Below are 25,777 nucleotides of genomic sequence, written 5' to 3'. Positions count from 1 at the left end.
TTAACTGAAAAATTAAGTCCAAACCAACGTGAGATCCTGAACCTTATCATGAGTCAGCCTGAAAATTTCCGGGAAGTAATTCGGCATTCTCCATTGGTCTATCTTATTGGAGTCGCAGGAGATTCCGGTTCAGGTAAATCAACTTTTACACGAGCAATATCAGATATTTTCGGTGAAGAACTCGTCTCTTCTATCACGGTAGATGATTACCATCTCTATGACAGAAAAACACGAAGTGAGATGGGTATAACCCCTCTGCTCCATACAGCAAATAATCTGAAATTATTGGAAGAAAATCTGATGGACCTGAAGGCAGGCAGAACAATACAAAAACCGGTATACCTGCATGATCATGGAACCTTTGGTGAACCTGAACTATTCTCTCCGACGAAATTTATCATAATCGAAGGACTACATCCATACGCAACGAAATCTCTTCGCGCGCTTTATGATTACACCATCTTTGTGGATCCGGAACGAGATGTTAAATATGACTGGAAGATACGGCGGGATATGAAGAAACGAAACTACGATAAAAATGAAGTTCTTCGTGAAATTCTTCAGCGTGAACCAGATTATTTTCAATATGTGTTCCCCCAAAGGGAGGTGGCTGATGCAGTCATCCAGATTTCTTACTCATCGTATGGAAAGGAAGAAGGAGAGAAACGCAATGTATACCGTGTTATGCTCTCGATGCCGGCACAAGAATACTGCTTTGAAGATATTGAATTGAATATCGACCTGTGTGACTTATTTAAAAAATCATCCCATGATTTCTCATTATCCTGTATCTCCCATACTCCGGATTCACGAAATATGCGTGCTCTTGTTGTGGATGGAGAACTGATGCCAGACACCATCCATAAGATAGAACGGCAGATAGAATTCCAGACAGGTATATCACCAATTAATATTTTCAGAGGTCAGGAACATATCACCGGAACCGACCTTGTACGGCTGATACTCTCCTGGCAGATAATCAATGGAAGAATAGCATTATCCAATCATCTGGATCAATAAACCGGATACCTCAAATAATACGCATTATTACTGAATAGGGATGAAACAGATCGCTCTCTATGGCAAGGGAGGTATCGGTAAATCCACCACATCAGCAAATCTTTCCGCAGCCCTGGTAAACCGTGGTCTTTCAGTTATGCAGATTGGGTGTGATCCGAAACGTGATAGTACCCGGATGCTTATGAAAGGGATACTTATCCCGACGGTGTTGGATCTTATCCGTGAACGTGGTGAAGAGAACCTTACCCTTGATGATGTTGTATTCACCGGATATAAGGGGGTTCGGTGCGTGGAGGCAGGAGGACCAGAACCTGGTGTCGGATGTGCAGGCAGAGGCATTATTGCGACTTTTCAACTTCTTGAACGACTTTCAGCATTTGATGAAGACATAATTGTGTATGATGTTCTGGGCGACGTTGTCTGTGGCGGGTTTGCTATGCCCATGCGAAAAGGATATGCACAGGAAATATATCTTGTCACCTCCGGAGAACTCATGTCTCTCTATGCTGCAAATAATATATGTAAGGCAATCTCCCGGATATCTCAAAATGTCAGACAGGTCTGCAGACTTGGAGGAGTTATCTGTAACAGCAGAAATCTTCCAGATGAAGAGAAACTGGTGGGAGCATTTGCATCTGAAGTCGGTTCGAAGATAATCGCCTATATCCCGAGGAGTGGCCTGGTACAGTATGCTGAATTAAATAACCAGACAGTTATTGAATTTGCACCTGATTCATCACTCTCTGCAACATATCAATCCCTTGCCGAAGAAATAATGACGAATACAGATTTCGTAATCCCCAAACCACTAGAGATTGAAGAACTTGAAAAACTTGCCAGATCTTATCTTCCAACGATCGATCATCAGGGAATCAATCACTAAAAAAGTCTCATTTCCGAAAGTGAAAGGAAAAAATTTCCTCTATTAATTTTGGTTAAAAATGCTTTTGAAAGATAATTTAAATTTTATTCTATAATCATTATAAATTAATTTTCACTTTCACCCTGCTTTTTAAAGATTTAAATAGGGTACTGCTGACCCTCTATTATCAACTGGGTGATAATAAAAATGCTCGAAAAAGCAGGATATATGCAGAAAGCAAAAGCCGTTACCATTGATGAGGAAGGTCTTCCAACTGAGATCATAGAACTGGTCATCGACGGCAAACGATTCGGAATTGTCCTTGAAGATTTAAACCATGCAATCCGGGGTAAAATCTCTGCACGGACTTTCCAGTTACGATTAAACTGGAAGCAATATGTCAGTACAACCGCCGGACTTGCATATCTTTCATATTCAGGGAAGGCCTTAAATATTGAACTGATGGATGGAAACCGGTATACAGTTTCTCTTGATTCCCTGAAATCGCTTTTATGCCGTCGTTCTTCATATGCTCCGGTTGCCCGGCTTCCGATGAGCAGTGCTATCAAATATCCATCAATTCTTGGAGATACTCAGAGCATACTTGCTACCTGCTGACCGGTTAACAAGAGGATTTTATGCGTCTTCTTTCATATCCAAGATGTTCCCCTTACCAGCCCTGGATATCAACATCTTTTATACCATAACCTTTAATTAATTAAACCGGTAATATTTCCACGGTTTTCTATCAAAGAGATGGCTCATAAATTTTCATACCCAGTGTTATCTGAAGGCTATAAGTATCATCTTTATACTCACCTCTCTGCTGGATTACCATCGGATATCATTAGATTGCGAATATGGAGTCTGAATTACCTATGGAAAGAAATCTTGGATTTAAAGAACGTAGATATATTGAAGAGCTTAGAATTCTCACAAAATCAACAGCACTTGATTGTTTAATCGACGATAAATTTGATCGAATCATTTATGTTATTAAAGCCGGTGACATGGGATATGCCATCGGGAAAAAGGGGGATAATATCAGGCGTCTCCAGGGAGTAACCGGAAGAAAAGTTGAGATGGTGGAATATGCTGAAGATCTTCAAGAATTTCTCTCAAACATTTTCAAACCAGCCCAGGTGATAAGATTTGCCTGTGATGATCAGACAAAGAAGATGAATATCTATGTTTCAGATAAAAATGATGTTGGTATTGCGATTGGGAAAGGGGGCTGTACCATTGAAAAAGCACGAATCCTCATTCGAAGGTTTCATGGATATGAAATTGGTGAGGTTTTTCCAGAGGAGAGTGCAGCTTGAAAAAAGCTGAAATTATGGATGAGATCTGGGCGGTAATTGAAGAAAGAGCTGCTCACCCATCTGAAGAGTCATATACCTCAAAAATTCTCACTCATAGTAAGGGAATAGACAAGTCTCTTGAAAAGATAGGAGAAGAGTGCACCGAATTTATCATTGCTGTAAAAAACGGTGATAAAAACAGGATTTCAGAAGAGGGTGCGGATCTTTTATTTCATTTTATGCTTGCTCTGAAGAGATCAGGAGTTACGCTCCAGTCGGTATGGGATGAATTACAATCCAGGCGTCATTAAAATTCTGTTGTGAAGAGATGAAAATTGTGATGGACCTGTAAAAGACCGGCCCGGACAGAGGTATCGAGCCAGCCATATCCATAGCAGAGATATCCAAGTGCAGGAATGGTCTCTCCATCTTTCATCAATTCTTCACCTCTTTTTAACGATTTTTTGACTTCATTCAGGGATTTATCTGCTGCCAGAGTAAGAGGAGATCCTTTTCCCGGAAAGCAGGATACGGAGTTGATTGCAGTTTCAAGCATTGAATGATACCGCTCTGTTTTTTCGTAGAGATGAAGGGAATCATAGTGATCAGGGAATTCAATGTCTGAAAAATCAAGTGTCCCAAAAGAGATATTATATAATCCCAAAAATACCCCTGCTGAAAGCCATCCATGTGCATATACCAATGATGCATACTGATTGACGATATCGCCATTTTTTTGAAAATATACCGAATCCTGAAGATAGGATGTTATCATCTCGCAGATTTCGATTCCGAGAGCATGATACGGAGATCCTCTTGAATTTAAAAGAGTGATGTTATTAGCTGATTCCATCAGTATGAAATAATAATTACTGAGGATCATATCCGGCAAAGTTCTTCAGATATTCTTCTTCTATCTCATGTAAGCTTGCTGGCACTACCAGAATGTGAAGTGGTGGACCGAAATCAACCAGTTTTAGTCTCTCACTGGATCCTGCTGCAACAACCGGAGAGTTTGATCCGGCTCTTGCTATCCCAACAAATAAAGGAATTGAATCGGTTGATCCCTCCATGAGTTTTTCAAGAAGTTCAATGCCTTCATGAACCGACATATATCGGTTCTCCTGTATATCCAGATACACAATAGTATGCAGGTTCTGTTTCAGATTTGCAAGAATAGTATCAAGTGGAGTTTTTGGAAACCATTTGGGGGCTGGATATGGAATAGAGCAGGACTTCCCAAACCGGTAGTTCTGCAGCCCGGTAAGGCCGGAGACCGCACTTACGATGGAAGAGCCATGAATTATCTTTGTTGGGATACCCTGTTCATGTGCCCTGATGCGTAGATCTGCATGGGTGGTTGAGACCATAGGATCTCCACCGGTCAGAAATACTGCTATTCCGTTCTTAGCCGCGGTCAGAATCGGTTCGGGTTTCTGCTCAACATCTTGTCGTTTTAAAATAATGAGATCTTTGCCATACTTCTCGCGCATCTGTTCTATCGTTGTACCAGTGAGAACAGACGTATATGTTTCAAGGAAAACAGCATCTGCTTCTTTTATAGCCTGTAATCCTTTTAATGAAATATCATCCAGGTCATAAAGACCAAGACCGACAAAAATTAGCATGATAATTATGGCGTAATGAGTAAATTTCCATTTTCTATTGAGAAATGACTCCAGTTCATGGAAAGGCCCATGCTTCCCTGGATCCGGATTTTCTTCCCCTCGTCGTTGTTCTGAATTTCAACAACGATATTCATAAGTTGTTTTACGATAGCCACCGTCTTTTGATCAAATGACTCATTATTCAGTAAGAATACTCCTATAGAGCCTATCTTTCGAAGTTTTGATGTTACTACATGAAGGAACTGATAGATAATATCAATTTTTCGAAACATGAGCATAGATGTCAGGGAGAGAATACAATACCGGATTGGGGTTGGGAATAATTGATCAGGATCATCTGTAAAGTCCCCTTTCATTATCTCTTCAGTTAATTGAGAAAATTTAATGTCCATACCGGTCAGATCGCTCGGACTTCCCACATACTTTATCTTTTGCGTATCCTCTATGGCGGTAAATGAAGTCCGGGTGATTGCATCAATTATACCGATATAATTCGTATCAAATCCGTTTCCTGCAAAGAAATCAATGAGGTCTTCAGACTGGGTTTCGGTTGCAAGAACAATCATGTACTCTTTCTTTCTGGGCATAGCCAGAAATGATGCAACCAGCTCTCCATCACTGAATGATGGTGCCAGAACCAGGATATTCGTTCCTGGATTAACGCCTCCCTTCTGATCTATTATATCGATGCCAGTCAGATACTTGTACATCAGTGTTTAAAAAATGGTTTTGCTATCATATTAACCCAATGATATCTCCCGGGTTTTCGTACACATTCTACCATTATCATATCGAATCCTTTTATAGTTATCATAAAGAAGTTATAGGGCCAGTTATTCTGAAAGGATATGTGCAAATCTCATAATATAACCGAGTATAATAAGAGAATTCTAAATTTCAGAGGACAATGCATACGTTTGACCTGCAAATTTGAGAGGATACTATGATCTACCAATTTTATGAATGGCACCTTCTTCGCAATCTTGATAGTATTCCTCAGGTTATCTGCTTTATGATATCAGATGCTGAAATGGAGAATGATCCAAAACACATAAGGCACATTATTTCCTGGTGTCTGGAGATATCAGAAAAAGTCCGAAGGAAAGATCCACAAAATATCGGAATTTCTGAAATTATTATACATATCAGCACACAGAGGCCGTATACAAAACCACAATATCTCTCATATATCTACGAATTATCTGATCTCGCAACCGTTCATCTCCACTATGATGATACATCTGAAACATTCGGAACAGGCATTTCCGTTACTATCGCTATTGGAAAATCCGGTCGGGAGGAGATATCTGATGCAATACAGTCTATGGCCGATAATAATGTAGCACCTGAAGATGTCACAACTGACGTTCTTGAAAAATACCTGACATTTTCCCACACCCCTGACTGTGTCATTAAAACAGGAGGGGCGCATCTGGTTGATTTTCTTATCTGGCAGTCAGTCTATTCGGAACTCTTCTTTTTGGACCTGAACTGGGAAAAAATTAGAAAAATAGATCTGATTCGCGCGTTTAGGGATTACCAGTCACGAAACAGAAGATTTGGAGCCTGATCCTAACACGCCGATCTTTTTTTCATTTCCTGTCGTTCTGAATACACCCTGATTGCACGGAGCATGTCAAGTTTTCGAAACATCGGCCAATAGGGAGCACAGAAATATACTGCGGACTCATGGCCATTTGCAAGCCATGGAAGAAAGTTTGAAGTTCTGCACTCATTACCTGTCCTTATGATTAGATCCACCGGCGGGAGTGATACACTGTTTCCGTAGAGATTTTCTTCAAAGAGTTCTGGAGTGATGTCTTCTCTTTTTATCTTCTTTTTTCTGACATCATCCAGTATTTTGGCAGTTGTCCGGAGCATCTCATTTCGTCCACCGTATGCCAGAGCCATGTTCAGATAAAAATTATCATAGTGTGCTGTCGCCGCTTCAGCCTGCTCAACAGCACCCCGGAGGTCATCAGGAAGCATATCTTTATCCCCGATCATCTGGATTCTGATACCATATTTATGGACGCGCTCGTCGATACTGATACGACTTAATTTCTCTTTGAACAGTGCGAACAGATTCTGAACCTCTTCATCGGATCGAGTAAAATTTTCTGTAGAGAAAGTATACAGGGTTATATGCCGTATTCCCAGTTCCTGTGCCCATTCCAGAACCTCTTCGGTCCGATCAGCCCCTGCGCGATGTCCTGAAGATGTGGCAATTCCTCGTTTTTTTGCATACCTGCGATTCCCATCCTGAATTATTGCAATATGCCGGGGGATATGCATGCACTGTCTTGAAATAAGGTATTCATAGATATGCTCGATACATCTGCGAATCATACCGGTGTCACCTCAATAATAATGCCGCCATCAGGATACCGTTCAACAAAATAAGCTGAACCTGTTATCTTATCCGCTATCTCTTCCAATATCCACCAGCCGGTTTCGATCCGATCTTCAAATCGTTCGAACAGATCATCATCCAGATCACCGGGTATAGATACATGCTTCCCGTCACATTCCCAGACTCCGTAAATGATTGTACCGTCATCGGTGATCTCATCAAATTCTCTGGCAGTATTGGCTGCAATTCTTCTAAGCCGCATCCTCAGCTGGACCCGATCCTTAAAATCTGATGAACACCAGTGAACTTTTGGAAGATCAGCCATATTTTTCGCACTTTCCCATCCACCCTGAACTGCATTGGAAATATCTCCCCTGAGGAGATACCCTCTGCTTCGCATCTCATCAGCGTTGAAATCTCCCCATTCCAATTCATTGATGTTGAGAAAATCTATGCATTGAAGATATTCTTTCAGATCATCAATATTGGGAAGCGAGGGAACTTCAATACCAACATCCAGCCCGGCATCTTTTGCAAACCGGATGCTCTGATGAAAGGGTGTTTCTTTCAGATTGGCCCATAGATCACCAGGAGGGTGGAACCGGATTTCATCAACAAGCCCGGTAATAGAACGAATGATATCCTTATCCGGAGCCATCCCGGTATAGAGATGAATATGATGTTCAGGACCAAACTCTTTTTTCAGTGCTTTGGCATACTCTATCAGTCGGTCCGGGAAAAAGAATGGTTCCCCTCCGGTTATGCCGGTTCCAAGAGCTGACATCCGTTGTGCTACCCGGATCATTTCTTCAGGAGAAGAAATAAGATGTTCATTTGCATAGATGACATCCCGGTTTTTTCGTTCCTGTGAAAGCGGACAATACCAGCAGTCACGATGACATAATCCTGTGAGGAAAAGAACTAATTTTGCCCCCTCATAACAGAGTTTACATCCTGCAGATAGTCTACTATGAGGGGGAAGGTCTTCAGAAGTGTTATCATCCATTGCAAATCAGATAATCTCCTTCTATATTCACTATAGAGAGATAAATAGTATCCGGAGAAAGGTTAAAAATTAATGAGAAATTTTCTTTTCAGCAAGTCTTGTAACAGCAGTGATATCAGTTTCCTGCATAACTTCAAGCATTCCTGAATGCACCGCACTTTTTACAAACTGATCGCCAACTCCGGTTCGGATGAGAAGTGTTGTCCATCCCTCCGGTGTTCCAACACTGCCTGCGGAAATATCAGCATCTAGAGCAGTAAAATCCTTACAGGATTTACATCCTTCCCTTATTGCAGATTCTATCTCTTTCAGTGGAATGTTTTCAGTATTTCCATCTGACAGGGTCAGCTCGAGCTTCCCCTTTATGTCCATTCGAACAATTTCATACTGTTGTATATTGTGGTTCTTTTTTAGTATCTCTTCCATTAAGGGATAATAATTGAAACTCTCCGTGCAGAACAGACCGACCATCAGTCTGATTGCTTTTCCGAAGGGCCTTACCAAGTCATGAGAAGAGTCTTTCATGAGACGGGCAGCCTGCATGACACAGGGGGTGCCGATGATGGCAATCCGGGTTAACTTTTTGGTGACGACCGCTGTTTTTAATGCCTTTAATACTGGAACACTCCAGTTATATCGGCTCCCTGCATGTTCAAGCATCTCCCCGGCACTGGTAACCAGAACTGATATCGGTTTATGAGTCCAGCGATCCTCTGTAACAGTAATAACCCCATCGATGAGACCTTTCGAGAATGCGTCTGCAAGTATCGCAGTGACTGCTCCTCCACTTTGTTTATTTGAAATTTCAGTAGTTGCACGCGCACCTATACAGGAGAGATAATTACCGAGCAGTTCTCCATTTTCTGGCTTTGTCCGGGGGCATACTTCATAGCACGCTCCACATGGTACCTGATCAGTCTCCTGTTTACAATATCCGGATGAGATAGGGCGGACAATACCAGGATCATCAGGAACATAGAGAGCATCAGCAGGACATACCGCAACACATGCCCCACATCCGCTGCATATACCCGCATCCCAGACTTCTTCCTGTAATGCAGTGTAGGTTTTTTTCTTTGTCATGTCCTCACTCCCAGGTATATTTACCGGCAAATGGCCGGGCACTCACGGGTGCTATCCGGGTATAGGAGCTGTTCATCAATTTCGCAGGGTCATTGCCATAATATTGAGAGAATTCAAAGATGAATGATTTTATTCTATCAATATCCTCTGATGTTGCCGGTCTCGCACTACTTCCGATACCCAATGTCCATTCTTCAACTGACCCTCTTATGAAAATTTCACCACCATGAATACCGCTTGCGAGCCCCATCTCTGCATATGGTTCTTCATCCTGCATCCGGAACATGATAACAAGTCCGCCAGCCATATATTCTCCTAAGAATGCCTTGGCAGTCCCTCCAATAATCAGGACCGGACGTTTATCCTGATATTGTTTCATGTGAATTCCGCCACGGTAGCCGATATCATCCCGGATGAAGACTTTCCCTCCCCTCATGCTATGAGCGGTTGCATCACCACTGGCACCGTGAATGATAATTGTACCTTCATCCATGGTATTTCCAGGTGCGTGATCTGCATTCCCGAATACCTCAATAGTGGGCCCTTTCATGAACATCCCAAGATCGCCTCCGGGTACTCCATGAATGGTAATTTTTACATTGCCGATAAGCCCATCTCCGATAAAACGCTGTCCCATGACATTTTTTAAAATTATTTCAGAGACTCCGTCGCGGACAGCCTGCCTGATCTGTTTATTGAGCGGAGTATAGTGAATTCCTGCAGCATCTATAGTAATAGTTGTCATTTCAGGCTCCTATCGGTTTGACATCCAGAACATCAAGCATTGACTGATCAAGCATATACCCTCTGAGACGGTCACGGTTCCCACGAAGAGATTCAATACTATTGATTCCTGCAGCACCCATCAGTTCAGCAAGTTCCAGTGTCCATGCCTCAATGAGGTTTTTTACATTATGTGACGCTTCTTCAGGATCCAATCTTGCGACAAGATCCGGACGCTGCGTTGCTATTCCCCATGTACATAGACCACGATAACAGGTTCCACACACCCTGCATCCCATCGCTACAAGAGCTGCAGTCCCGATATAGACTGCATCTGCTCCAAGACAGATGGCTTTTGCAACATCTGCACTCTGCCTGATTCCGCCTGATGCAATGATGGAGACTTCGTTTCTGATTCCCTGTCTTCGTAGTTTTGTATCAACAGCTGCGACAGCAGCTTCTATCGGGATACCGACATGATCCCTGAAGACAGATGGTGCTGCTCCTGTTCCTCCTCTGAAGCCATCGATTACAACTGCATCTGCTCCTGACCTGGCAATCCCTGCTGCAATCGCTGCTACATTATGAACCGCTGCAATTTTGACAAAGACTGGTTTTTTCCATTCAGTTGCTTCCTTCAGACTGATTACCAGCTGTTTAAGATCTTCAATGGAGTAAATATCATGATGAGGTGCCGGACTTATGGCATCACTGCCTTCCGGTATCATCCGTGTACATGAGACATCAGCACATACTTTCTCACCTGGCAGATGTCCTCCGATTCCGGGTTTTGCTCCCTGACCTATCTTAATTTCTATGGCTGCTCCCCGTTCAAGGTAATTGACATCAACGCCAAATCTTCCTGATGCAACCTGCACAATCATATGATCCTGATACGGATACAAAGCTTCATGGAGACCTCCCTCTCCGGTTCCCATAAATGTCCCAATATCAGATACGGCTTTTGCCATGGCTTTGTGAGCATTCAAAGAGATAGCTCCATAACTCATATGACCGATCATTATCGGAGTCTCAAGTTTGAGATTCGGTACAAGCTCTGTTACAAGACTGATGTCGGTGTCAGATTTTTGGATGAACTCGAGTTGTCTGGGTTTTTTTCCGATGTACGTCCGAAGTTCCATCGGCTCACGAAGTGGATCGATTGAAGGATTTGTTACCTGACAGGCATCGAGAACCAGGTGATCGAATAAGATTGGGTATTGTGCTGCATTCCCCATACCTCCAAGGAGAATTTTTCCGCTTTCTGCCTGTTTAAAGATGTTTTCTTTCACCTGGGCAGTCCAGACCGGATGTGACCGGTAATCACAGGGACGTTCCTTGATAGTAATAGCATCCCGGGGACATTGTGATATACACCGGTGACAGGCTACACAATTTCTGGTATTCGTGATGATTTCTTCTGGTTCCATCCGAAATACGCCATATGAACAGTTATCTACACATCTTCCACAGAGCATGCACTGGTTCTTGTCAACAACAACCTGGAATTTAGTTGGTCGGGATCCAATGATCATGCCACCGTCCTCCCAACAATTGGATGGCCTGCTTTGGGCATGTAGATATTCTTAATCGCAGAATCTACCGTTCTGATTGCTGCTTCTTCACTGGAGATAAATACCTTGTTGTCATGTTCACCGATTACAAGAGGCCTGAGTTTAATTCTGTCTGAAAATCCGACAATCGAGTCTGGAGAAGCAACAGCAATAGCAAAAGGTCCGTTCATCATCGCCGAACCATATGTGAGACGAAGAGCAGTATTTAATCTCTGAATGTCTTCTGGCATTCGTTCAATTTCATCCCAGAAGGGAGGAGCAAGAGCTCGTACTGCCAGTTCCTGGGTCAGTCCGTGTCGTCGGACGAGGAGATCCATGAGATATGCAACAACTTCCGTGTCGGTATACATCGTGCAGTCATATCCAAAACTCTCGATATATCTCCTGTTGGTTCCATATGACGTAATTTCACCATTGTGGACAACACTCCAGTTCAGGAGGTTAAATGGATGTGCTCCACCCCACCATCCGGGTGTATTTGTCGGGTAACGATTATGGGCAAGCCAGAGATATCCTTCATATTTCTCGACCCGGTAAAAATCAGCAACCTCCTCAGGCCATCCGGATGCTTTGAATACTCCAATATTTTTTCCTGATGAGAATATCAGTGCTCCCTTTATGGATTTATTCACTTCCATGACAATGTGTTTTACAATTTCATCATCAGGAGTTCTGCTCCGCTGCATTAACCGTGTTTTGGGGCGGAAAAAGTACCTCCAGGGCGTATGGATTTTTGGTATTCCAGCCTGTTCCCAGGTTGGTATCTCTTCATCATGCTCTATCATCCCCCATGTTTCGAGGAGATCCTCTACCTGGGTCTTGGGTTCTACCAGATTATCATAAAAAACATGAATAGCATAAAGATCGGCGTAGTCCGGGTATACTCCATATGCTGCATATCCGGCACCTTCCCCACTTCCGCGCTCATCCATTATCGAGAGGGCATCTCTGATGGAGGAGCCATCCATGAGCTCACGCTGTTTATCTATTACTCCGATTATTCCACACATAAGATCACATAAGTCTCATTGACAGGCATTATAAGGCAACGAGCAAATTCCGGATATTTCCGGCATGGAAGCTAACTGCTTGTATGATTCTTATAAGCTTTTCATCTTTATTAACCTGTTCGCTTCCGGTATCAACTTAAAACGCTGAAATTTTATCTCATTTCTCTGAAATCCTTACCTTTTTTTTTTGAATAGTCCCCCACTCTAAATTGATTGGTGATCATTCATGTAAACCTACATGAATAAGCATGAAGAAAAAAATGAGAGAGATAAGTTAAATTTAAATGTAATTAGGTAGAAGTATGTTTCAATGTCTGATGCAAAGGTCAGCGAAATGATCGCACGGATAAAGGCTGATAATGTTAAATTCATCCGCCTGCAGTTCAATGATATCCTTGGCATCCCCAAGAATGTTGCAATACCTGTCGTTCAGGTTGAGAAGGCCCTTACTGAAGGTATCTGGATTGATGGTTCTTCAATCGAAGGATTTGCACGGATTGATGAATCAGATATGATTCTAAAACCGGATATCAGTACCTACCAGATTCTTCCCTGGAGACCGGCAGATAAGCGGGTTGCACGGTTTATCTGTGATGTTTACACATATGGTAACAAACCATTTGAAGGTGATCCAAGATCTGTTCTGAAAAGAAATCTAGATGAAGCAGCAAAATTAGGGTTTACTTTCAACTGTGGTCCTGAATTAGAATTCTTTGTCTTTAAGAGAGATGAAAAAGGACAGGCCACTACAGAATTTGTAGACCATGGGGGATATTTTGACCTGGCTCCTAGTGATGCTGCAGAAGATCTCAGACGTGAGATTGTTCTTGCATTGACTGATATGGGTTTTGAAATCGAAGCATCTCATCATGAAGTTGCAGACTCACAGCATGAGATTGATTTCAAATATGGAGATGCTCTCTCGGTTGCTGATAAAGTTATTACCTTCAAATTTGCAGCGAAAACTCTTGCACTTATGAATGGTATGCATGCAACCTTTATGGCAAAACCAATCGGCCGGATAAACGGTACCGGTATGCATACTCATGGTTCACTCAGCAAAGATGGAAAGAACGCATTCTATGATCCAAATGCAGAAAACCAGCTATCAGAAACCATGCTCTACTATATCGGGGGTCTTATGAAGCATGCAAAGGCTCTTACCCGACTTGGCAATCCGACCATTAACTCATATAAACGTCTGGTACCCGGATATGAAGCCCCAGTATATATTACCTGGAGTGCAGCAAACCGATCTGCAATGATTCGTGTCCCTGCTGCTCGTGGTAACAGTACTCGTGCAGAATTTAGAAGCCCTGATCCAACCTGTAATCCCTACCTGCTCTTTGCCGGTATGATTGCAGCAGGACTTGATGGCATTAAGAACAAGATTCTTCCTCCTGCACCAACTGATGTCAATATTTATCATCTGAGTGAAGAAGAGAGAAAAAGCAGAGGTATCGAGATGCTCCCAGGTTCCCTTATTGAGGCGAATGATGAGCTCTTAAAAGATAAAGTTATCTGTGATGCTCTCGGCCCACATATCGTCGAAAATCTGACCAAGATTGCTATTGCAGAAAATGACGAATTCCGCCTTACTGTCCATCCCTGGGAAATTGAGCGATATATCAATAATTTCTAATTTTTTTTAATTTTTCAGAATTTTGAATTTTCAGGTTTCTTATTTATAATTTTTCTCTCAAAAATATGTCTTCTTTCGTTATATGGACAGAATGAGAGGATTGGACTATATAGTTTCTAAAATAACCTATATATGATGGAAATTCCTAAGGAACAGGTCTGCGTCCTTATTCCTACCCTGAATGAAGAGCCGACAATCGGCCCTCTTATTCAGAAGTTTCATAATGCCGGGTATTATGATATTCTCGTTATCGATGGAAATAGCACTGATAATACCAGAGACAAGGCTTATCAAGCCGGGGCCAAAGTAATCATACAAAAAGGTAAAGGTAAAGGAGCTGCATTTATTCAGGCTATAGAACAGATATCAAAACCCTATGTAATCCTTATTGACGGTGATAATACATATGATCCTGCAGATGCAGATGCCTTGGTTCTTCCACTTTTATCCGGATATGATCAGACATTAGGAAATCGTCTGATCCCATCTAACCATGTCTCATTTAATCGCCTGAATTTAACAGGGAACCGTATATTAAACTGGTTATTTAAGATCAGTCATGGGCGGTACCTGTATGATATCCTGACAGGATACAGAGCATTTACCCTTGCATCTCTTCAAAGAATGCGATTATATGAGGAGGGATTTGGTATTGAAACTGAGATATCTTCTGAATCTGTTCGAAATGATGACAAGGTTGCAATAGTACCTGTATCGTATGGTGTTCGAATTGGAAGTGATACCAAATTGGATCCTATCCATGACGGGATAAAAATAGGACGAACCATCTACCGGTTGGCCAAGCTGAATAACCCGATGTTTTATTTTGGTCTCATCGGTCTCATCTTCCTTTTGGCGGGTGGAGGAATTGGGATATATATCGTTTATGAGTGGCTTTTAAAGATTGATCATATTCCGCTGACAATACTTTCAGTAACCCTTATTATTGTAGGCATTCAAATTGTCATGTTTGGCATTCAGGCTGACATTCAACTCGCAAATCAGCGAGAATTTCTTCATGAAATTCAAAAGCTAAGGAAAGAGAAGTAGATTCCGGAACAAATTGTAACATTTATCAAGGATAATCGATAATATATTTGGTGCACCTGCGGTAATAGTCTAGCGGCAGGACAGGGGCTTCCCAAGCCCTTAGCCCGGGTTCGATCCCCGGTTACCGCATTATTTTATAATTCTTGTATTTCCTTGAAATCTGATTCCTCTATACATATCTGAATGTTCAGCATATGAGTCATATTCTGAATAGTAGAATAATGAGGAACTTTATGAAAATAATTCAGATCAATATCAGTTGAAGATAAGATAGTATACAGGGAATAGATCAATTGTTTTTTAAAATTATCTCTTTTATATGTTCAATTTCCTGTATTCTTCTTTCATAATCATCAACAACTTCTTCCCTCAATTCTTCGAGGATATCTTCTGGCTTTTTAATGATGTGATAGATTTTAACAGGCCTGCCTTTTTTTTCCGTTATAAGACAAACCACATCGATCCATCTCCGCTTCATGAGTTCGGTTATTGCCAGACTTACTTCTGGTTGTCTGAGACCTGTAATCCGTTCAATCTCCCGCGAAGAAAGATCGACATCCTGAAGTAACGCGACCAGGACCAGAGCACAATTTTTTTTCATTCCAATATCTCTGAACAGGTCAGCGACCTCTTCTAATTCTTTAGATATTTTTATTGGAAGACTCGAGTCGGTCATAGTAGTCCTTTATTATATTGCATAAATAATATAAGAATAGATCTTATTTTACTATCAGAAGAATTTTTAAAATTTTTAATGCTTTTTTAGTATTCGTTAGAAAGGCTGTTGCATAACTAAAATGTCATTTCCGCAAGAGGATAATTTCCATTCGAGTGGAACCTAAAATCGGCGATAAAAAATCTGGTTTTTTCCTCATTGTACCAGCGGTTTAAAGTTATGCAACAACCTCTCGATATTGCAAATTTCGATAAATTATGGGTTCAACCGTAAGGGTCTACTAAAGATAATTGAATAAATATAGAAATTATAGAATAATCATAAGATGAATGTAAAGTATTATTAAAATTTCCTTTACTGAATGAAATTATACCACCCTTATTTTGATGAACTCTTATATTGAGTATAAAATTGAGATTTATCCCGCTTTTAATGCTAAAATTTTTCTCATATTAGAAGTATTTGGAAATATTCCATATGATCTCCAAATTTATTTGTCTGCTCTTTTATGCTGATTTATATTTCAGAATATATAGAGAAAGATTATAAATCAGGAGATGTTTTTCATATAATAGTCTCTTTATATTGTCTGAAGTATACTGCATATCTGGCGAATTACCTTTTATTTAGATGAGATAATTTCTTGTCTGACATTTCGATACATATTATTAGAGGAATATAAAATTAAACAGAGAAAATTATTGTTTTAGAATCCGGGGCCTTTTTATGTGAATTGGGAGATCTATTTAACTCCATACCATACCCGAAGCGGAAAATCCACTATATAATCTCACACATCATATGATCCATAAGGTATATGGCAATAGAAACCTTTGATGAGGGGCCGGTCACAAAGACAAATATTGGCCGATTGACCAACGGAATATTCGTATTTACTTTACTATTATTATTTAAAAATGTCCGGCTTCCCTCTTTTGCTGATACGATGCATGAAACAAAAATTGATACGTTTGGACTGATGCAAATCCCTGATATTTTGAGTTTCGTAAATGCCTTTCTCATTATTGCACTCATTTGGATAATGACTTTTCATATTTTTCATCAAATAAAAAAGGTTGATCGAAGATATATCTCCATACATTTCGGCTTACTAATCTTAATCATTTTCATCCCGATAACAAGCCATTTATATCAGATATTTGAAGAAAACTCAATAATTGCCTTCTTTTTACATACGAATATTTTTTTTATCAGTATATTTCTGATGGGTGAATGGTATCATTGTACACATACTCCAAATATAATTTCTGCTGTTGAAAATACCCAGAATTACGGGTGTTTCTCTAGAAAAATATCATATATACCGTTAACTGCTGTCATCGGTATTCTCCTGTCGCTATATGATATTGCTCTTACCAGAAATTTGTATTATGGAACCATGATAATCTTCTTTCTGGACTGGTTCCTGACAACCAGGTATCCTTGTAATGAGAGGAGGAGGAAGAGATGAAAAAGCCGGTACTATCATGTAAAGGTCCGGTTCCTCAGGATATGCTGGAAATTCTTATGAATGGGATATTTGCATTTGCGATGACACTCATTGTAAAAAATAATATTCCATTACCTTCGGGAAATGTATCAGAAGACATTTATTTTTTTATTGAATTTTTTTTCTCGATATTTTTCGACGGGTTTAGTTTTATTTTCACTTTTATTCTGCTCGCAATATTTTACATACTGGCTTTTGAAATCATGCGTCATTGTGTTTCGGTAGACCGCATCTGTGTATATTTGATTTTTGGTTTTCTTCTGACAATTATTTTTATTCCCTTATCATCCCTGCTCTGGAGCATTTCTGATGCTCCTATTCCTTATGGGATTCTTTTCCATGCAAATATTTTAATCTCCGGGTTGACTCTTTTGTGTTTGTGGGTTCATATATTCAACTCACCCGGGATTCTTTTTAAAGGCACGTCTCAAGGATATATAAAAAATTTATCATTTCGGATAGGCATCTTTCCCCTTACTGCATTGATCGGTATTCTTATTGATGGAAATGAAATTTCTTTCGGGATTATTCCAATAATAATCCTATATCTTATACCAATAGTTATTTGTGTCAGAAATTCTCGAGATTTCTGATTTTAATACCATTATATCCAATTATTCTCTATGTTCAACGGATAATACTTATACCCTTACTATCCAAGGATAACCTATGGATCAGGATATGCCATCAGATAATACAATAGATCGTATTACATCTGATTCGCTCAACCTGTTTGGTTCTGAAGTAATTATTCAGGAGGTGACTGAAGAACCTGAAATACCTGATGATCAAGCCCTGATTCAGGAAGAATCCGATGAAATACAATTTAAAGAAGAACCAGATCTACAAGAAAATTCTGAATCAGCCTCTCATCCCTATCTCGCAATAGGGATTCAGCTTATCAGGGATCATGAATGGATTAAAGCTCTTCCTTACCTTTCAAAAGTCATTGATTCTGATGAGGAGGCACCACTTGGATGGTTATATCTTGGCATGATTCATTTACATTTAAGTAATTTTGAGCAAGCCCGGGAGTATCTGCAGAAAGCATTCAGTTTTGAAAGAACTCGATCCATTTCATTATATTATCTTGCATTTGGGGAATATCGTCAATCTGATTTTCAAAAAGCCCTCACATATCTTGAGCAGATACCAGCAGGTGATATTAAAAATGAAAAGAAATTATTCCTTAAAGGCCTTTGTCATTTTAAACTTCGTCAATATCAGTCGGCAATACAGGAATTCCATGAACTTCTTATAAGCGATCCGGACCACAAAAGAACTCTTTTTCTTATTGCATATAGTCAGCTCCTGTCAAATTTCCCAGAGGAAGCATTAAAGAATGTTGATCATCTGCTCGAACTCGATGATCGATTTGTGCATGCCTGGGAGTTAAAATCCCGTATACTCATTAAACTGGAGAGATATTCTGAGGCGTTATCTTCAACGAAGAGGTTGCTGTGGCTAAAACCAAAGGCATATGCAGGACTCTGGATATCCTGTTTTTCACTTTTGAAAATGAACCGATATGAAGAAGCACTGAATACTTCCCGCCTTATCACGACCTATTATCCGCTTCATTCGACAGGATGGAATCTTATGGGGCTTGCATATATGGGTTTAAACAAATTTCAGGATGCACTCAAACCACTTGAACGAGCGCTTCAGATAAATCCGCATGACTCAGCATCTCAGGCATATCGTATCATCGCTCTTAGAAAATTGAAGAGGTATGGAGATCTTCTCCAATATTATGAATACCTCACTGAAGAAGAACCAGATAATCTGAAAGCCTGGTTTAACAGGGGGGTGTTGTTACATCGTGCAGGTCGTTTTCTTGAAGCTATTGAAAGTTATCAGAAAGTGTTGAATAAGAATCCTGCAGATTCCCGTGCACTTTTAAATAAAGGACGGGCGCATCAGGCATTGCATGAAACGCATAAAGCCATTACCTTATTTAAGCAGGTTATCCATATACACCCTGAAAATTCAGATGCCTGGTTTTATTTAGGACAGATTTATACAAATCTTGTCAGACTAGCCGAAGCAATCGTGTGTTTTGATCAGGTACTCCGGATTGATCCACGACATGTAAAAGCTATGATCTACAAAGCTAAAATTCTAAATGAACTAGGAAAAAAACAACAGGCTTATCAAATGGTTCATAAAGCGAAGAGCCTTGATCCAGATATTACAAATCAGATGGCTGGATCACTGGTTCATGATTAGTACATGATGATTTCGATGTCAAAACCCAATAATTTATTTATAATAAAAATAGGATTTAAATTCAGGCTTTTATTAATATTTATGTAATTTTATATGCCCTATTGCATGGCATATTTTTATATATTCATAAAAGGCAGATAAGCTGGGGGGATTGATGAGACCCGTGAAAAAGATCCTTTCTTCAATACGGGCTCGTCATCTTCATTGAATTCTTCTCCTAATTTTATCTTCATTTTTTATATCAAAACTAACGATTTAAAGGATATATTTAAGTCTATCTAAATTCATATGAGGAATATTTTTTAAATTCTGTTTCAGATACCCTGCCTCTTTTATGAAAAGTATAAAAGTTAAAACATACTATTCACAATCAGATATATCATGCTAGAGTTGTATCATTGTAACATCTGCGGGCAGATGGTGCTTATTGTTAATGAAGGAAAAGGAACCCTGGTTTGCTGTAATCAGCCGATGATACACATTCCAGAGAAAATGGGTGAAGAAGAAGGGACAGAGAAACATATTCCAGTTATTGAAAAAACTAATTCAGGAATTAAGGTAAAAGTTGGATCGGTACCTCATCCAATGGTAGATGATCATTATATCAAGTGGATAGAAGTAATTGGGGATACGTATCTACAGACATCAACGTTAAAACCGGGTGATGCTCCTCTAAAAGAATTTTGTGTTCCATTTGATTCGGTGAAGAAAGTTAGAATCTTTTGTAATAAACATGGATTCTGGATAACCCATTAAATTTTTATTCATTGATTAATTAATCATTGATTCCGAATAATTTAATATATTCACATACCATTTCATTTCAGTGAATCTGCATGAAAATTTTTTCATTGATAAGATGGGGGTTAGTCTTGATTTTTACCTGTATGGCAATTTCCAATGTGTATGCAGATACAAATTATTCATCAGGATTATTTGGTTCCTATATGATTAATTCAGAACCATCAGGGGCTGATGTATACATTCTTGAGAAATATTATGGGAAAACCCCTCTCCTTTACATCCCGGATAATACAGCAGATCACCCATATATAATAGAATTTCGAAAAGATGGATATAATAGCAGCATCCTTTCAATTAATGAGAATATTACTCCCGGAACTCAGAAGGAAGTATTTGCTCACCTCTCTCCTGCTCCTAAATTTACCTCCATTTTTGTCAGTTCTGATCCTGATGATTGTCTTGCTCAATTAGATGGGGGTTCATCTGTTCCTCTCCCCTATTCTTTCACATCCGTTTCTGAAGGAACCCATACCCTTCTTGTGTATAAAACCGGCTATAAATCATATCTAAATGAACAATTATCAGTCCGGTCAGGCTCAAACACTACGATGAAGGTTATCCTTATTCCAAATTATGAGCGGAAAGAACTTGTCGTTACTTCTACTCCGTCGGATACAGAAGTTCTTGTAGATGGCATCTTCAGAGGAACTACCTCAGGAAATATTCCTCTTATGATTGGACCACTGAATGATGGTCAGCATACTGTACTTGGACGTATTGCCGGATATCAGGAGAAAAAAGAGATGGTATTTACCCGGCATGATCTTTCATCAAATGTTCATCTGAATATGATCCCAATAACTCTCATGCCTGTGTCATCAACTGTAAAGATACGGTCAATTCCGTCAGGATCAGATGTTCTTCTGAATGGTATCTGGTTTGGTGAAGTGCCTGCTCAGGGATATCTGGAGCTGAATGACATTCCTCTAAACCGATATAAACTTGTAATATCCCATTCCGGCTACACTGATCATATAGAATGGATATTTCCCGGACCAGGTGAGACCATTACCATAGATACGGTGCTATTACAGTCCTGATGATTATTTGTTAAAAATTTTAGTGATATTAAAATAATTCAGGCTCTGGAGCTCTCCCCATGCTGGGAAATATCCAGACCAACATATTCTTCCTCTTCTTTAACCCGCAGGCCTATAATTTTATCTATAGCTAATGCAAGGATCCATGTTCCTATGAATGAATAGGCAAGAATGACAAATGCAGCTCCTGCTTGAGTGATGAGTTGCTGTGGGTTACCTGCAATAAGTCCATTAACCCCGCCTATTGCAGCCGTTGCAAAAATGCCTGCTGCCAAAGTTCCCCAAAGCCCTCCTGATCCATGAATAGCCCAGGCATCAAGACTTTCATCCCATTGACGGGCAAGTCTGAAAACCAGAGCATAATAACAGATAATTCCTGAAACAGTCCCTATGATAAAAGCTTCCATGGGCCCTACAAACCCCGCAGCAGGGGTAATTGCACCAAGACCGGCGATTGTTCCGGATATCATAGAGAGAGAACTTGGTTTTCCATAATACCAGGATGTGAGCATATAGGAAAAAGTTCCTGCAGCTGCAGAGATATTGGTGACAATAAATGCATTGACTGCAATCGTGTTCACAGCAAGAGCTGATCCTGCGTTAAACCCAAACCATCCAAACCAGAGTAATCCGCCTCCAAGAAGCGTTAATGGAATATTATATGGTGAAAGAGTATATTCTCCAAACCCTCTTCGTTTTCCGATGACAAATGCCAGAGCAAGGGCAGAAAAGCCGGCACAAATATGAACAACAATACCCCCTGCAAAATCAAGAACTCCCATCTGTTGTGCCCAGCCGCCTCCCCAGACCCAGTGGGCGATAGGATCATAAATTATCGTAGACCATGCTAATCCAAATAGGAGAAATGAGGATAATTTAATACGTTCTGCTACTGCGGACGTTACTATGGCTAAAGTAATACCTGCAAATGCCATCTGGAATACCATGAATACCATCTCCGGAAGCTTATCCCCATCTAACGAGACATTCATCAGGGCAATTTTTTCTGTTGAACCGATTATCCCCATGATATCGGTTCCAAATGACAGGGTATATCCGAAAAATATCCATTGTAATGAGATTAATGCAAATGATATAAAAGAAAGAGTAATCATTGAGATAATGTTTTTCCGATGGACGAGACCTGCATAAAAAAATCCAACTCCAAATGTCATCAAAATGACAAGTGCTGTACAAAGCAATACAAATGCGGTATCAACTGCCTGCATACAATATTCACCATACACAACAGATCCCGGTATTCTTAGGATCACGTGATAGAAAGAAAGTAATTTCCACCATATATAAAATTTATTAAATTGTGGAAGGGAAACTATCCTTATCGATATTTATTGAGAGAATTATTTAGAAAAACCTTAAGAGCGCAGAAGTAATTGGGAAAATGTATTTACATGAATGGAATTTTGTAGAGATATCTGGTGTAACTAATTTTTAAGAGGGCACATATCTTCAGTAATTACAACACCGAAGATGTAATTCGGAGTGTTATCACCTGCGGATACCGGAGACTTTTCAATAATTACATCTCCGATTGTTCCATCAGGTCTGAAAAACCGGGTTACCATATGTATATGAGAAACAGCACTTTGTTTTACCAGATCATCATTTCCTTTCAAAAATTCCTGAGCAATCTCATCGGGCATTACCTGATATACATTTTTTCCGATTACTGAATCAGATTCTGCCTTTATCAGCTCACAAAATGCTGCATTTGCAATAAAAAATACTCCATCCTCCCGGATGATAAAAATGGGATGCGGAAAATTCGTCATAAGACGCTGTATCAGATTTGCCTGGAGTAATTGGGCCTCTTCTTGTTCTTTCCACTGTGTCATATCAGTGATAAGAATATATCCACGGATTGCATCACCAAAGGGAACAAGTTTGACACGAATTGAGAGATAGATCGACTCTCCGTCTTTTCTTTTTGCCCAGAACCGCAGTTCTCTCATGGATCCTTTATTGTGCTCGGCATCCCTGAGAGCCTTTTCAAATCGTTCCTTCTCTTCTGGTATCGCCAGATTTTCTGGTCGCATCTTATGGATTTCATCTGCTGAATATCCCGTAATCTCACACAGGCGCTGATTATGAAAGATTACTTTCTTCTTTCCGGATTTTATCTCAGATACAATAAGACCATCAGAGAGGTGATCTGAAACACTGCGGAAGAACTCCTCACTTTCCTGAAGGGTTGTAAGTGCTTCCTTTTCCAATGTCACATCTTCAAGAATTATGGTATCAGCAGAGCTGCCATCCTCAAAGACGGTTGGGATAATTTTCCCCCGAAAAAATCTTCGTTCATGGCCCTCTCGAACAATTTCAAAAGTCTCCTGCCTTGATATGAGTAAATCTGACAGAATTTTTAAGAATTTTTTATTTTCCGGATTCGGGGGGAGTATCTGGTCAATTTTTTTCTGAAGAGCAGAACTTCCTTGGATTTCAAGTAAGTCAAAAAAAGGATCATTTCCCTGGATAATTCTCATGTCACAGTCCAGAACAAGGACAAGATCAGTCGTGTAGGAGAGAAGGGCTGAGAGGGGGACTCGTGATGAAAGGGTGAACACTTTCGCCATTCCAAAAGTCCTCAGGTCTACATGTCCTGCAGCATGGAGGATATCCAGGTAACGCCCGGTTGAGTGCTTGTTCCGCCCAAGAGCAGATGCTATCTCAGTTACACTCATCCCTTGCGGATGATTACGGAGTAGATCCTTGATGTGGGCCAGTTCATCAGCCAACCGATGCATACCTAGTGATTTGCATTCGTTACACAAATAAGTTACCCATATTACTAACACACATATGATACATTCATTTGTTACATATAAACAAAACAATTATATACTCATCTATACCACGAACTTATACACAAGTGAAACCAACTCAGGTGTACCATACATGATAAAACCAGTGTTTTCAGAATGTATCTCGAAAAAAAACCTGGATTCTTTCAGGGTGCCATCTATTATCCTTATTGGGTTATGTCTGGCAGTATTTTGTATTTCTCCGGTATCAGCCGGAACAAAATATCTTTCAGGTGAGCCGAATTTATCTGCTGCCATCTCCGGAATTAATGAGTTTACCCCGGGATCGACGATAGAACTCCCGATTCTGATAGAAAACAGCGGTCTGAATTATATAAAAATGGTTCAGTCAGGAATCGTTGATCGGGATGATATTCCATCTACTGCCAAAATGGTCAGAGTAACCCTTCTCCCTGACGGGGCACCTATCCTTATCAAGTCAGATACCCAGATGGTCGGTGATATTGAAGGTTCTGAATCTAAACCGGTGAAGTTCCAGATACGTGTCAAAGATGATGGTCAGGCAGGAACATACAGCCTCCCGGTCAGAATTGAATATACCTATCTTGCTGCAGCTGAGCAGGTTGGAACCGACAGTGTTGTCAACCGATATAATACCAAGAAGATCGAACTGAACGTTCCTTTTATCGTAAAATCTGCAATAAACCTGGACGTTATAAAAGTCACCCCTGAAGATATCAATGCAGGCGGTGAGGGATTTGTAACCATTACCCTGCGGAACAGTGGGGCAGACACCGGTCGTAAGGCGATTGCAAAATTATCCAGATTTGGAAATTCTCCGGTAGTTCCTGTAGATAGTACGGTATACATTGGTGACTTTAAACCTGGAGACGAGTTCGATGCAAAATTCAAGGTATCAGTCACCCGCGATGCAGAACCACAGGAATACCCGCTTGAAGTACTGGTAACCTATCAGAATGCTGATGGAGAGAACCTTGAGACTCCCGCTGAACAGATCGGTATCCCGGTCGGCGGAAAGATCAAGTTCACCATGGTAAATGATCCGCCAAAAGTTACGATAGGCAGCAAACAGGTGATTGAGGTGGAATACCGTAATGATGGCGATGCAACGGCGTACAGCTCTGAAGCCCGTATCAGTGCGGTTGATCCTTTCTCAAGTGATGATGACCTTGCATACCTGGGAGACATAAAACCGGGTGAATCTGCAATAGCCAGATTTAAAATGACAACCAATGCTGAGGCAATCGAAAAAACATACGGACTTGACTCAGAGATCAGATACCGCGATGCTCTTGATAACAGCCAGATATCAGATACCATCAAAGTACAGATAACCGCTGGCAAACCAGAGGGTTTCTCAGCATTACTCTCCAACCCAATCATCATCGCCGTCATTTTGATTATAATCATTGGTGCCGCTTACCGGTACCACACCTCCCGCAGAAAATCTGCGTCTGTTTAA

The 25,777-nt window shown here is 40.4% G+C and carries 26 protein-coding genes and 1 tRNA gene; 15 read left to right on the top strand and 12 right to left on the bottom strand.

The genetic code is table 11. The features are described from left to right. Positions 1 to 48: 48 nt before the first annotated feature. From MHUN_RS04155 to hisE, 5 genes are all read left to right on the top strand, one after another. Positions 49 to 1,020 carry a phosphoribulokinase gene (locus MHUN_RS04155; RefSeq protein ID WP_011447825.1) on the top strand — a complete coding sequence of 324 codons (972 nt, stop codon included), beginning with the start codon at positions 49 to 51 and terminating at the stop codon, positions 1,018 to 1,020. 40 nt (positions 1,021 to 1,060) lie between these two features. Beyond that, the gene (gene cfbC, locus MHUN_RS04150) at positions 1,061 to 1,903 is read left to right on the top strand and encodes a Ni-sirohydrochlorin a,c-diamide reductive cyclase ATP-dependent reductase subunit (RefSeq protein WP_011447824.1); all 843 of its coding nucleotides are present in this window, start codon (positions 1,061 to 1,063) and stop codon (positions 1,901 to 1,903) included. Between the two features lie 207 nt (positions 1,904 to 2,110). Beyond that, the gene (locus MHUN_RS04145; RefSeq protein WP_143709348.1) at positions 2,111 to 2,500 is read left to right on the top strand and encodes a hypothetical protein; all 390 of its coding nucleotides are present in this window, start codon (positions 2,111 to 2,113) and stop codon (positions 2,498 to 2,500) included. 260 nt (positions 2,501 to 2,760) lie between these two features. Then, complete coding sequence (locus MHUN_RS04140; protein ID WP_011447822.1) at positions 2,761 to 3,204, top strand: NusA-like transcription termination signal-binding factor; 444 nt, start codon at positions 2,761 to 2,763, stop codon at positions 3,202 to 3,204. Continuing rightward, on the top strand, positions 3,201 to 3,494 hold the full coding sequence (gene hisE, locus MHUN_RS04135) for a phosphoribosyl-ATP diphosphatase (protein WP_048067269.1): 294 nt from the start codon (positions 3,201 to 3,203) through the stop codon (positions 3,492 to 3,494). The genes MHUN_RS04140 and hisE overlap by 4 nt, the downstream gene beginning before the upstream one ends. Here the strand turns inward: hisE and MHUN_RS17210 are convergent. The 3 genes from MHUN_RS17210 to MHUN_RS04120 are packed head-to-tail and all read right to left on the bottom strand — an operon-like array spanning position 3,491 to position 5,521. Next, positions 3,491 to 4,066 (bottom strand): DUF357 domain-containing protein, encoded by a 576-nt coding sequence (locus MHUN_RS17210; RefSeq protein ID WP_011447820.1) that lies wholly within the window; start codon positions 4,064 to 4,066, stop codon positions 3,491 to 3,493. The two genes, hisE and MHUN_RS17210, sit on opposite strands and share 4 nt — an antisense overlap. Then, the gene (gene dph5, locus MHUN_RS04125) at positions 4,053 to 4,811 is read right to left on the bottom strand and encodes a diphthine synthase (RefSeq protein WP_011447819.1); all 759 of its coding nucleotides are present in this window, start codon (positions 4,809 to 4,811) and stop codon (positions 4,053 to 4,055) included. Before dph5 ends, MHUN_RS17210 begins: the two co-directional genes overlap by 14 nt. 5 nt (positions 4,812 to 4,816) lie before the next feature. Then, positions 4,817 to 5,521, bottom strand: coding sequence for a DUF7504 family protein (locus MHUN_RS04120; protein ID WP_011447818.1), 705 nt, complete (start codon positions 5,519 to 5,521; stop codon positions 4,817 to 4,819). A 233-nt stretch (positions 5,522 to 5,754) separates the two neighbouring features. Between MHUN_RS04120 and MHUN_RS04115 the strand changes: the two genes are divergently transcribed. Further along, complete coding sequence (locus MHUN_RS04115; protein WP_011447817.1) at positions 5,755 to 6,381, top strand: undecaprenyl diphosphate synthase family protein; 627 nt, start codon at positions 5,755 to 5,757, stop codon at positions 6,379 to 6,381. A gap of 2 nt (positions 6,382 to 6,383) precedes the next feature. On the opposite strand, the gene uppS is transcribed toward MHUN_RS04115, so the two are convergent. From uppS to MHUN_RS04085, 6 genes are all read right to left on the bottom strand, one after another. Further along, entirely contained in the window at positions 6,384 to 7,160 is a 777-nt protein-coding gene (gene uppS / locus MHUN_RS04110) for a polyprenyl diphosphate synthase (RefSeq protein WP_011447816.1), read from the bottom strand. After that, positions 7,157 to 8,170, bottom strand: a complete 1,014-nt coding sequence (locus MHUN_RS04105; RefSeq protein ID WP_011447815.1) for a radical SAM protein — start codon at positions 8,168 to 8,170, stop codon at positions 7,157 to 7,159. Before MHUN_RS04105 ends, uppS begins: the two co-directional genes overlap by 4 nt. Before the next feature lie 69 nt (positions 8,171 to 8,239). Further along, entirely contained in the window at positions 8,240 to 9,253 is a 1,014-nt protein-coding gene (locus MHUN_RS04100) for a Coenzyme F420 hydrogenase/dehydrogenase, beta subunit C-terminal domain (protein WP_011447814.1), read from the bottom strand. Positions 9,254 to 9,257: 4 nt separating this feature from the next. Beyond that, complete coding sequence (locus tag MHUN_RS04095) at positions 9,258 to 9,998, bottom strand: hypothetical protein (RefSeq protein ID WP_011447813.1); 741 nt, start codon at positions 9,996 to 9,998, stop codon at positions 9,258 to 9,260. 1 nt (position 9,999) lies between these two features. Next, a complete protein-coding gene (locus MHUN_RS04090) occupies positions 10,000 to 11,511 on the bottom strand; it encodes a glutamate synthase-related protein (RefSeq protein WP_011447812.1) in 1,512 nt (503 codons plus the stop codon). Further along, a complete protein-coding gene (locus MHUN_RS04085; protein WP_011447811.1) occupies positions 11,508 to 12,560 on the bottom strand; it encodes a class II glutamine amidotransferase in 1,053 nt (350 codons plus the stop codon). Before MHUN_RS04085 ends, MHUN_RS04090 begins: the two co-directional genes overlap by 4 nt. Before the next feature lie 310 nt (positions 12,561 to 12,870). Between MHUN_RS04085 and glnA the strand changes: the two genes are divergently transcribed. The 3 genes from glnA to MHUN_RS04070 all read left to right on the top strand — a co-directional run bounded on the left by glnA (position 12,871) and on the right by MHUN_RS04070 (position 15,381). Further along, the gene (gene glnA, locus MHUN_RS04080) at positions 12,871 to 14,202 is read left to right on the top strand and encodes a type I glutamate--ammonia ligase (protein WP_011447810.1); all 1,332 of its coding nucleotides are present in this window, start codon (positions 12,871 to 12,873) and stop codon (positions 14,200 to 14,202) included. Positions 14,203 to 14,334: 132 nt separating this feature from the next. Then, complete coding sequence (aglJ, locus tag MHUN_RS04075) at positions 14,335 to 15,252, top strand: S-layer glycoprotein N-glycosyltransferase AglJ (protein ID WP_011447809.1); 918 nt, start codon at positions 14,335 to 14,337, stop codon at positions 15,250 to 15,252. Between the two features lie 58 nt (positions 15,253 to 15,310). After that, positions 15,311 to 15,381, top strand: a tRNA-Gly gene (locus MHUN_RS04070). A 160-nt stretch (positions 15,382 to 15,541) separates the two neighbouring features. Here MHUN_RS04070 and MHUN_RS04065 read toward each other — a convergent pair. Next, positions 15,542 to 15,928, bottom strand: coding sequence for a hypothetical protein (locus MHUN_RS04065; protein WP_011447808.1), 387 nt, complete (start codon positions 15,926 to 15,928; stop codon positions 15,542 to 15,544). Between the two features lie 817 nt (positions 15,929 to 16,745). On the opposite strand from MHUN_RS04065, the gene MHUN_RS19945 reads away from it, so the two are divergent. The 5 genes from MHUN_RS19945 to MHUN_RS04040 all read left to right on the top strand — a co-directional run bounded on the left by MHUN_RS19945 (position 16,746) and on the right by MHUN_RS04040 (position 21,511). Beyond that, complete coding sequence (locus tag MHUN_RS19945) at positions 16,746 to 17,399, top strand: TMEM175 family protein (protein WP_011447807.1); 654 nt, start codon at positions 16,746 to 16,748, stop codon at positions 17,397 to 17,399. Next, positions 17,396 to 18,031, top strand: a complete 636-nt coding sequence (locus MHUN_RS19940) for a TMEM175 family protein (RefSeq protein ID WP_011447806.1) — start codon at positions 17,396 to 17,398, stop codon at positions 18,029 to 18,031. The genes MHUN_RS19945 and MHUN_RS19940 overlap by 4 nt, the downstream gene beginning before the upstream one ends. Before the next feature lie 76 nt (positions 18,032 to 18,107). After that, a complete protein-coding gene (locus MHUN_RS04050) occupies positions 18,108 to 19,667 on the top strand; it encodes a tetratricopeptide repeat protein (protein WP_011447805.1) in 1,560 nt (519 codons plus the stop codon). A 381-nt stretch (positions 19,668 to 20,048) separates the two neighbouring features. Continuing rightward, positions 20,049 to 20,423, top strand: coding sequence for a desulfoferrodoxin (locus MHUN_RS04045; protein WP_011447804.1), 375 nt, complete (start codon positions 20,049 to 20,051; stop codon positions 20,421 to 20,423). 131 nt (positions 20,424 to 20,554) lie between these two features. After that, positions 20,555 to 21,511 (top strand): PEGA domain-containing protein, encoded by a 957-nt coding sequence (locus MHUN_RS04040; protein WP_158498154.1) that lies wholly within the window; start codon positions 20,555 to 20,557, stop codon positions 21,509 to 21,511. 38 nt (positions 21,512 to 21,549) lie between these two features. Here MHUN_RS04040 and MHUN_RS04035 read toward each other — a convergent pair whose 3' ends face one another. Beyond that, positions 21,550 to 22,740, bottom strand: a complete 1,191-nt coding sequence (locus MHUN_RS04035) for an ammonium transporter (protein WP_011447802.1) — start codon at positions 22,738 to 22,740, stop codon at positions 21,550 to 21,552. A gap of 216 nt (positions 22,741 to 22,956) precedes the next feature. Continuing rightward, entirely contained in the window at positions 22,957 to 24,276 is a 1,320-nt protein-coding gene (locus MHUN_RS04030) for a PAS domain S-box protein (RefSeq protein WP_011447801.1), read from the bottom strand. A 151-nt stretch (positions 24,277 to 24,427) separates the two neighbouring features. Between MHUN_RS04030 and MHUN_RS04025 the strand changes: the two genes are divergently transcribed. Next, positions 24,428 to 25,777, top strand: coding sequence for a COG1361 S-layer family protein (locus tag MHUN_RS04025; protein ID WP_011447800.1), 1,350 nt, complete (start codon positions 24,428 to 24,430; stop codon positions 25,775 to 25,777).

The sequence above is a fragment of the Methanospirillum hungatei JF-1 genome, from assembly GCF_000013445.1.
Lineage (GTDB): Archaea > Halobacteriota > Methanomicrobia > Methanomicrobiales > Methanospirillaceae > Methanospirillum > Methanospirillum hungatei.
Note: the sequence above shows the minus strand (reverse complement) of the source record. Positions and strands in the feature narration are given on the sequence as shown.

Bases quoted from the DNA above. Each gene is read 5' to 3' on its own strand.
- aglJ (WP_011447809.1), top strand. From the start codon at position 14,335: ATGATGGAAATTCCTAAGGAACAGGTCTGCGTCCTTATTCCTACCCTG.
- MHUN_RS04155 (WP_011447825.1), top strand. From the start codon at position 49: ATGAGTCAGCCTGAAAATTTCCGGGAAGTAATTCGGCATTCTCCATTG.
- MHUN_RS04065 (WP_011447808.1), bottom strand. From the start codon at position 15,928: ATGACCGACTCGAGTCTTCCAATAAAAATATCTAAAGAATTAGAAGAG.
- MHUN_RS19940 (WP_011447806.1), top strand. From the start codon at position 17,396: ATGAAAAAGCCGGTACTATCATGTAAAGGTCCGGTTCCTCAGGATATG.
- MHUN_RS04085 (WP_011447811.1), bottom strand. From the start codon at position 12,560: ATGTGTGGAATAATCGGAGTAATAGATAAACAGCGTGAGCTCATGGAT.
- MHUN_RS04105 (WP_011447815.1), bottom strand. From the start codon at position 8,170: ATGGATGATAACACTTCTGAAGACCTTCCCCCTCATAGTAGACTATCT.
- glnA (WP_011447810.1), top strand. From the start codon at position 12,871: ATGTCTGATGCAAAGGTCAGCGAAATGATCGCACGGATAAAGGCTGAT.
- MHUN_RS04040 (WP_158498154.1), top strand. From the start codon at position 20,555: ATGGCAATTTCCAATGTGTATGCAGATACAAATTATTCATCAGGATTA.
- MHUN_RS04030 (WP_011447801.1), bottom strand. From the start codon at position 24,276: ATGCATCGGTTGGCTGATGAACTGGCCCACATCAAGGATCTACTCCGT.
- dph5 (WP_011447819.1), bottom strand. From the start codon at position 4,811: ATGCTAATTTTTGTCGGTCTTGGTCTTTATGACCTGGATGATATTTCA.
- MHUN_RS17210 (WP_011447820.1), bottom strand. From the start codon at position 4,066: ATGATCCTCAGTAATTATTATTTCATACTGATGGAATCAGCTAATAAC.
- MHUN_RS04115 (WP_011447817.1), top strand. From the start codon at position 5,755: ATGATCTACCAATTTTATGAATGGCACCTTCTTCGCAATCTTGATAGT.
- MHUN_RS04120 (WP_011447818.1), bottom strand. From the start codon at position 5,521: ATGTACAAGTATCTGACTGGCATCGATATAATAGATCAGAAGGGAGGC.
- MHUN_RS04145 (WP_143709348.1), top strand. From the start codon at position 2,111: ATGCAGAAAGCAAAAGCCGTTACCATTGATGAGGAAGGTCTTCCAACT.
- MHUN_RS04045 (WP_011447804.1), top strand. From the start codon at position 20,049: ATGCTAGAGTTGTATCATTGTAACATCTGCGGGCAGATGGTGCTTATT.
- MHUN_RS04025 (WP_011447800.1), top strand. From the start codon at position 24,428: ATGATAAAACCAGTGTTTTCAGAATGTATCTCGAAAAAAAACCTGGAT.
- MHUN_RS04035 (WP_011447802.1), bottom strand. From the start codon at position 22,740: ATGCAGGCAGTTGATACCGCATTTGTATTGCTTTGTACAGCACTTGTC.
- MHUN_RS04090 (WP_011447812.1), bottom strand. From the start codon at position 11,511: ATGATCATTGGATCCCGACCAACTAAATTCCAGGTTGTTGTTGACAAG.
- MHUN_RS04140 (WP_011447822.1), top strand. From the start codon at position 2,761: ATGGAAAGAAATCTTGGATTTAAAGAACGTAGATATATTGAAGAGCTT.
- MHUN_RS04050 (WP_011447805.1), top strand. From the start codon at position 18,108: ATGGATCAGGATATGCCATCAGATAATACAATAGATCGTATTACATCT.
- MHUN_RS19945 (WP_011447807.1), top strand. From the start codon at position 16,746: ATGGCAATAGAAACCTTTGATGAGGGGCCGGTCACAAAGACAAATATT.
- MHUN_RS04100 (WP_011447814.1), bottom strand. From the start codon at position 9,253: ATGACAAAGAAAAAAACCTACACTGCATTACAGGAAGAAGTCTGGGAT.
- cfbC (WP_011447824.1), top strand. From the start codon at position 1,061: ATGAAACAGATCGCTCTCTATGGCAAGGGAGGTATCGGTAAATCCACC.
- MHUN_RS04095 (WP_011447813.1), bottom strand. From the start codon at position 9,998: ATGACAACTATTACTATAGATGCTGCAGGAATTCACTATACTCCGCTC.
- uppS (WP_011447816.1), bottom strand. From the start codon at position 7,160: ATGATTCGCAGATGTATCGAGCATATCTATGAATACCTTATTTCAAGA.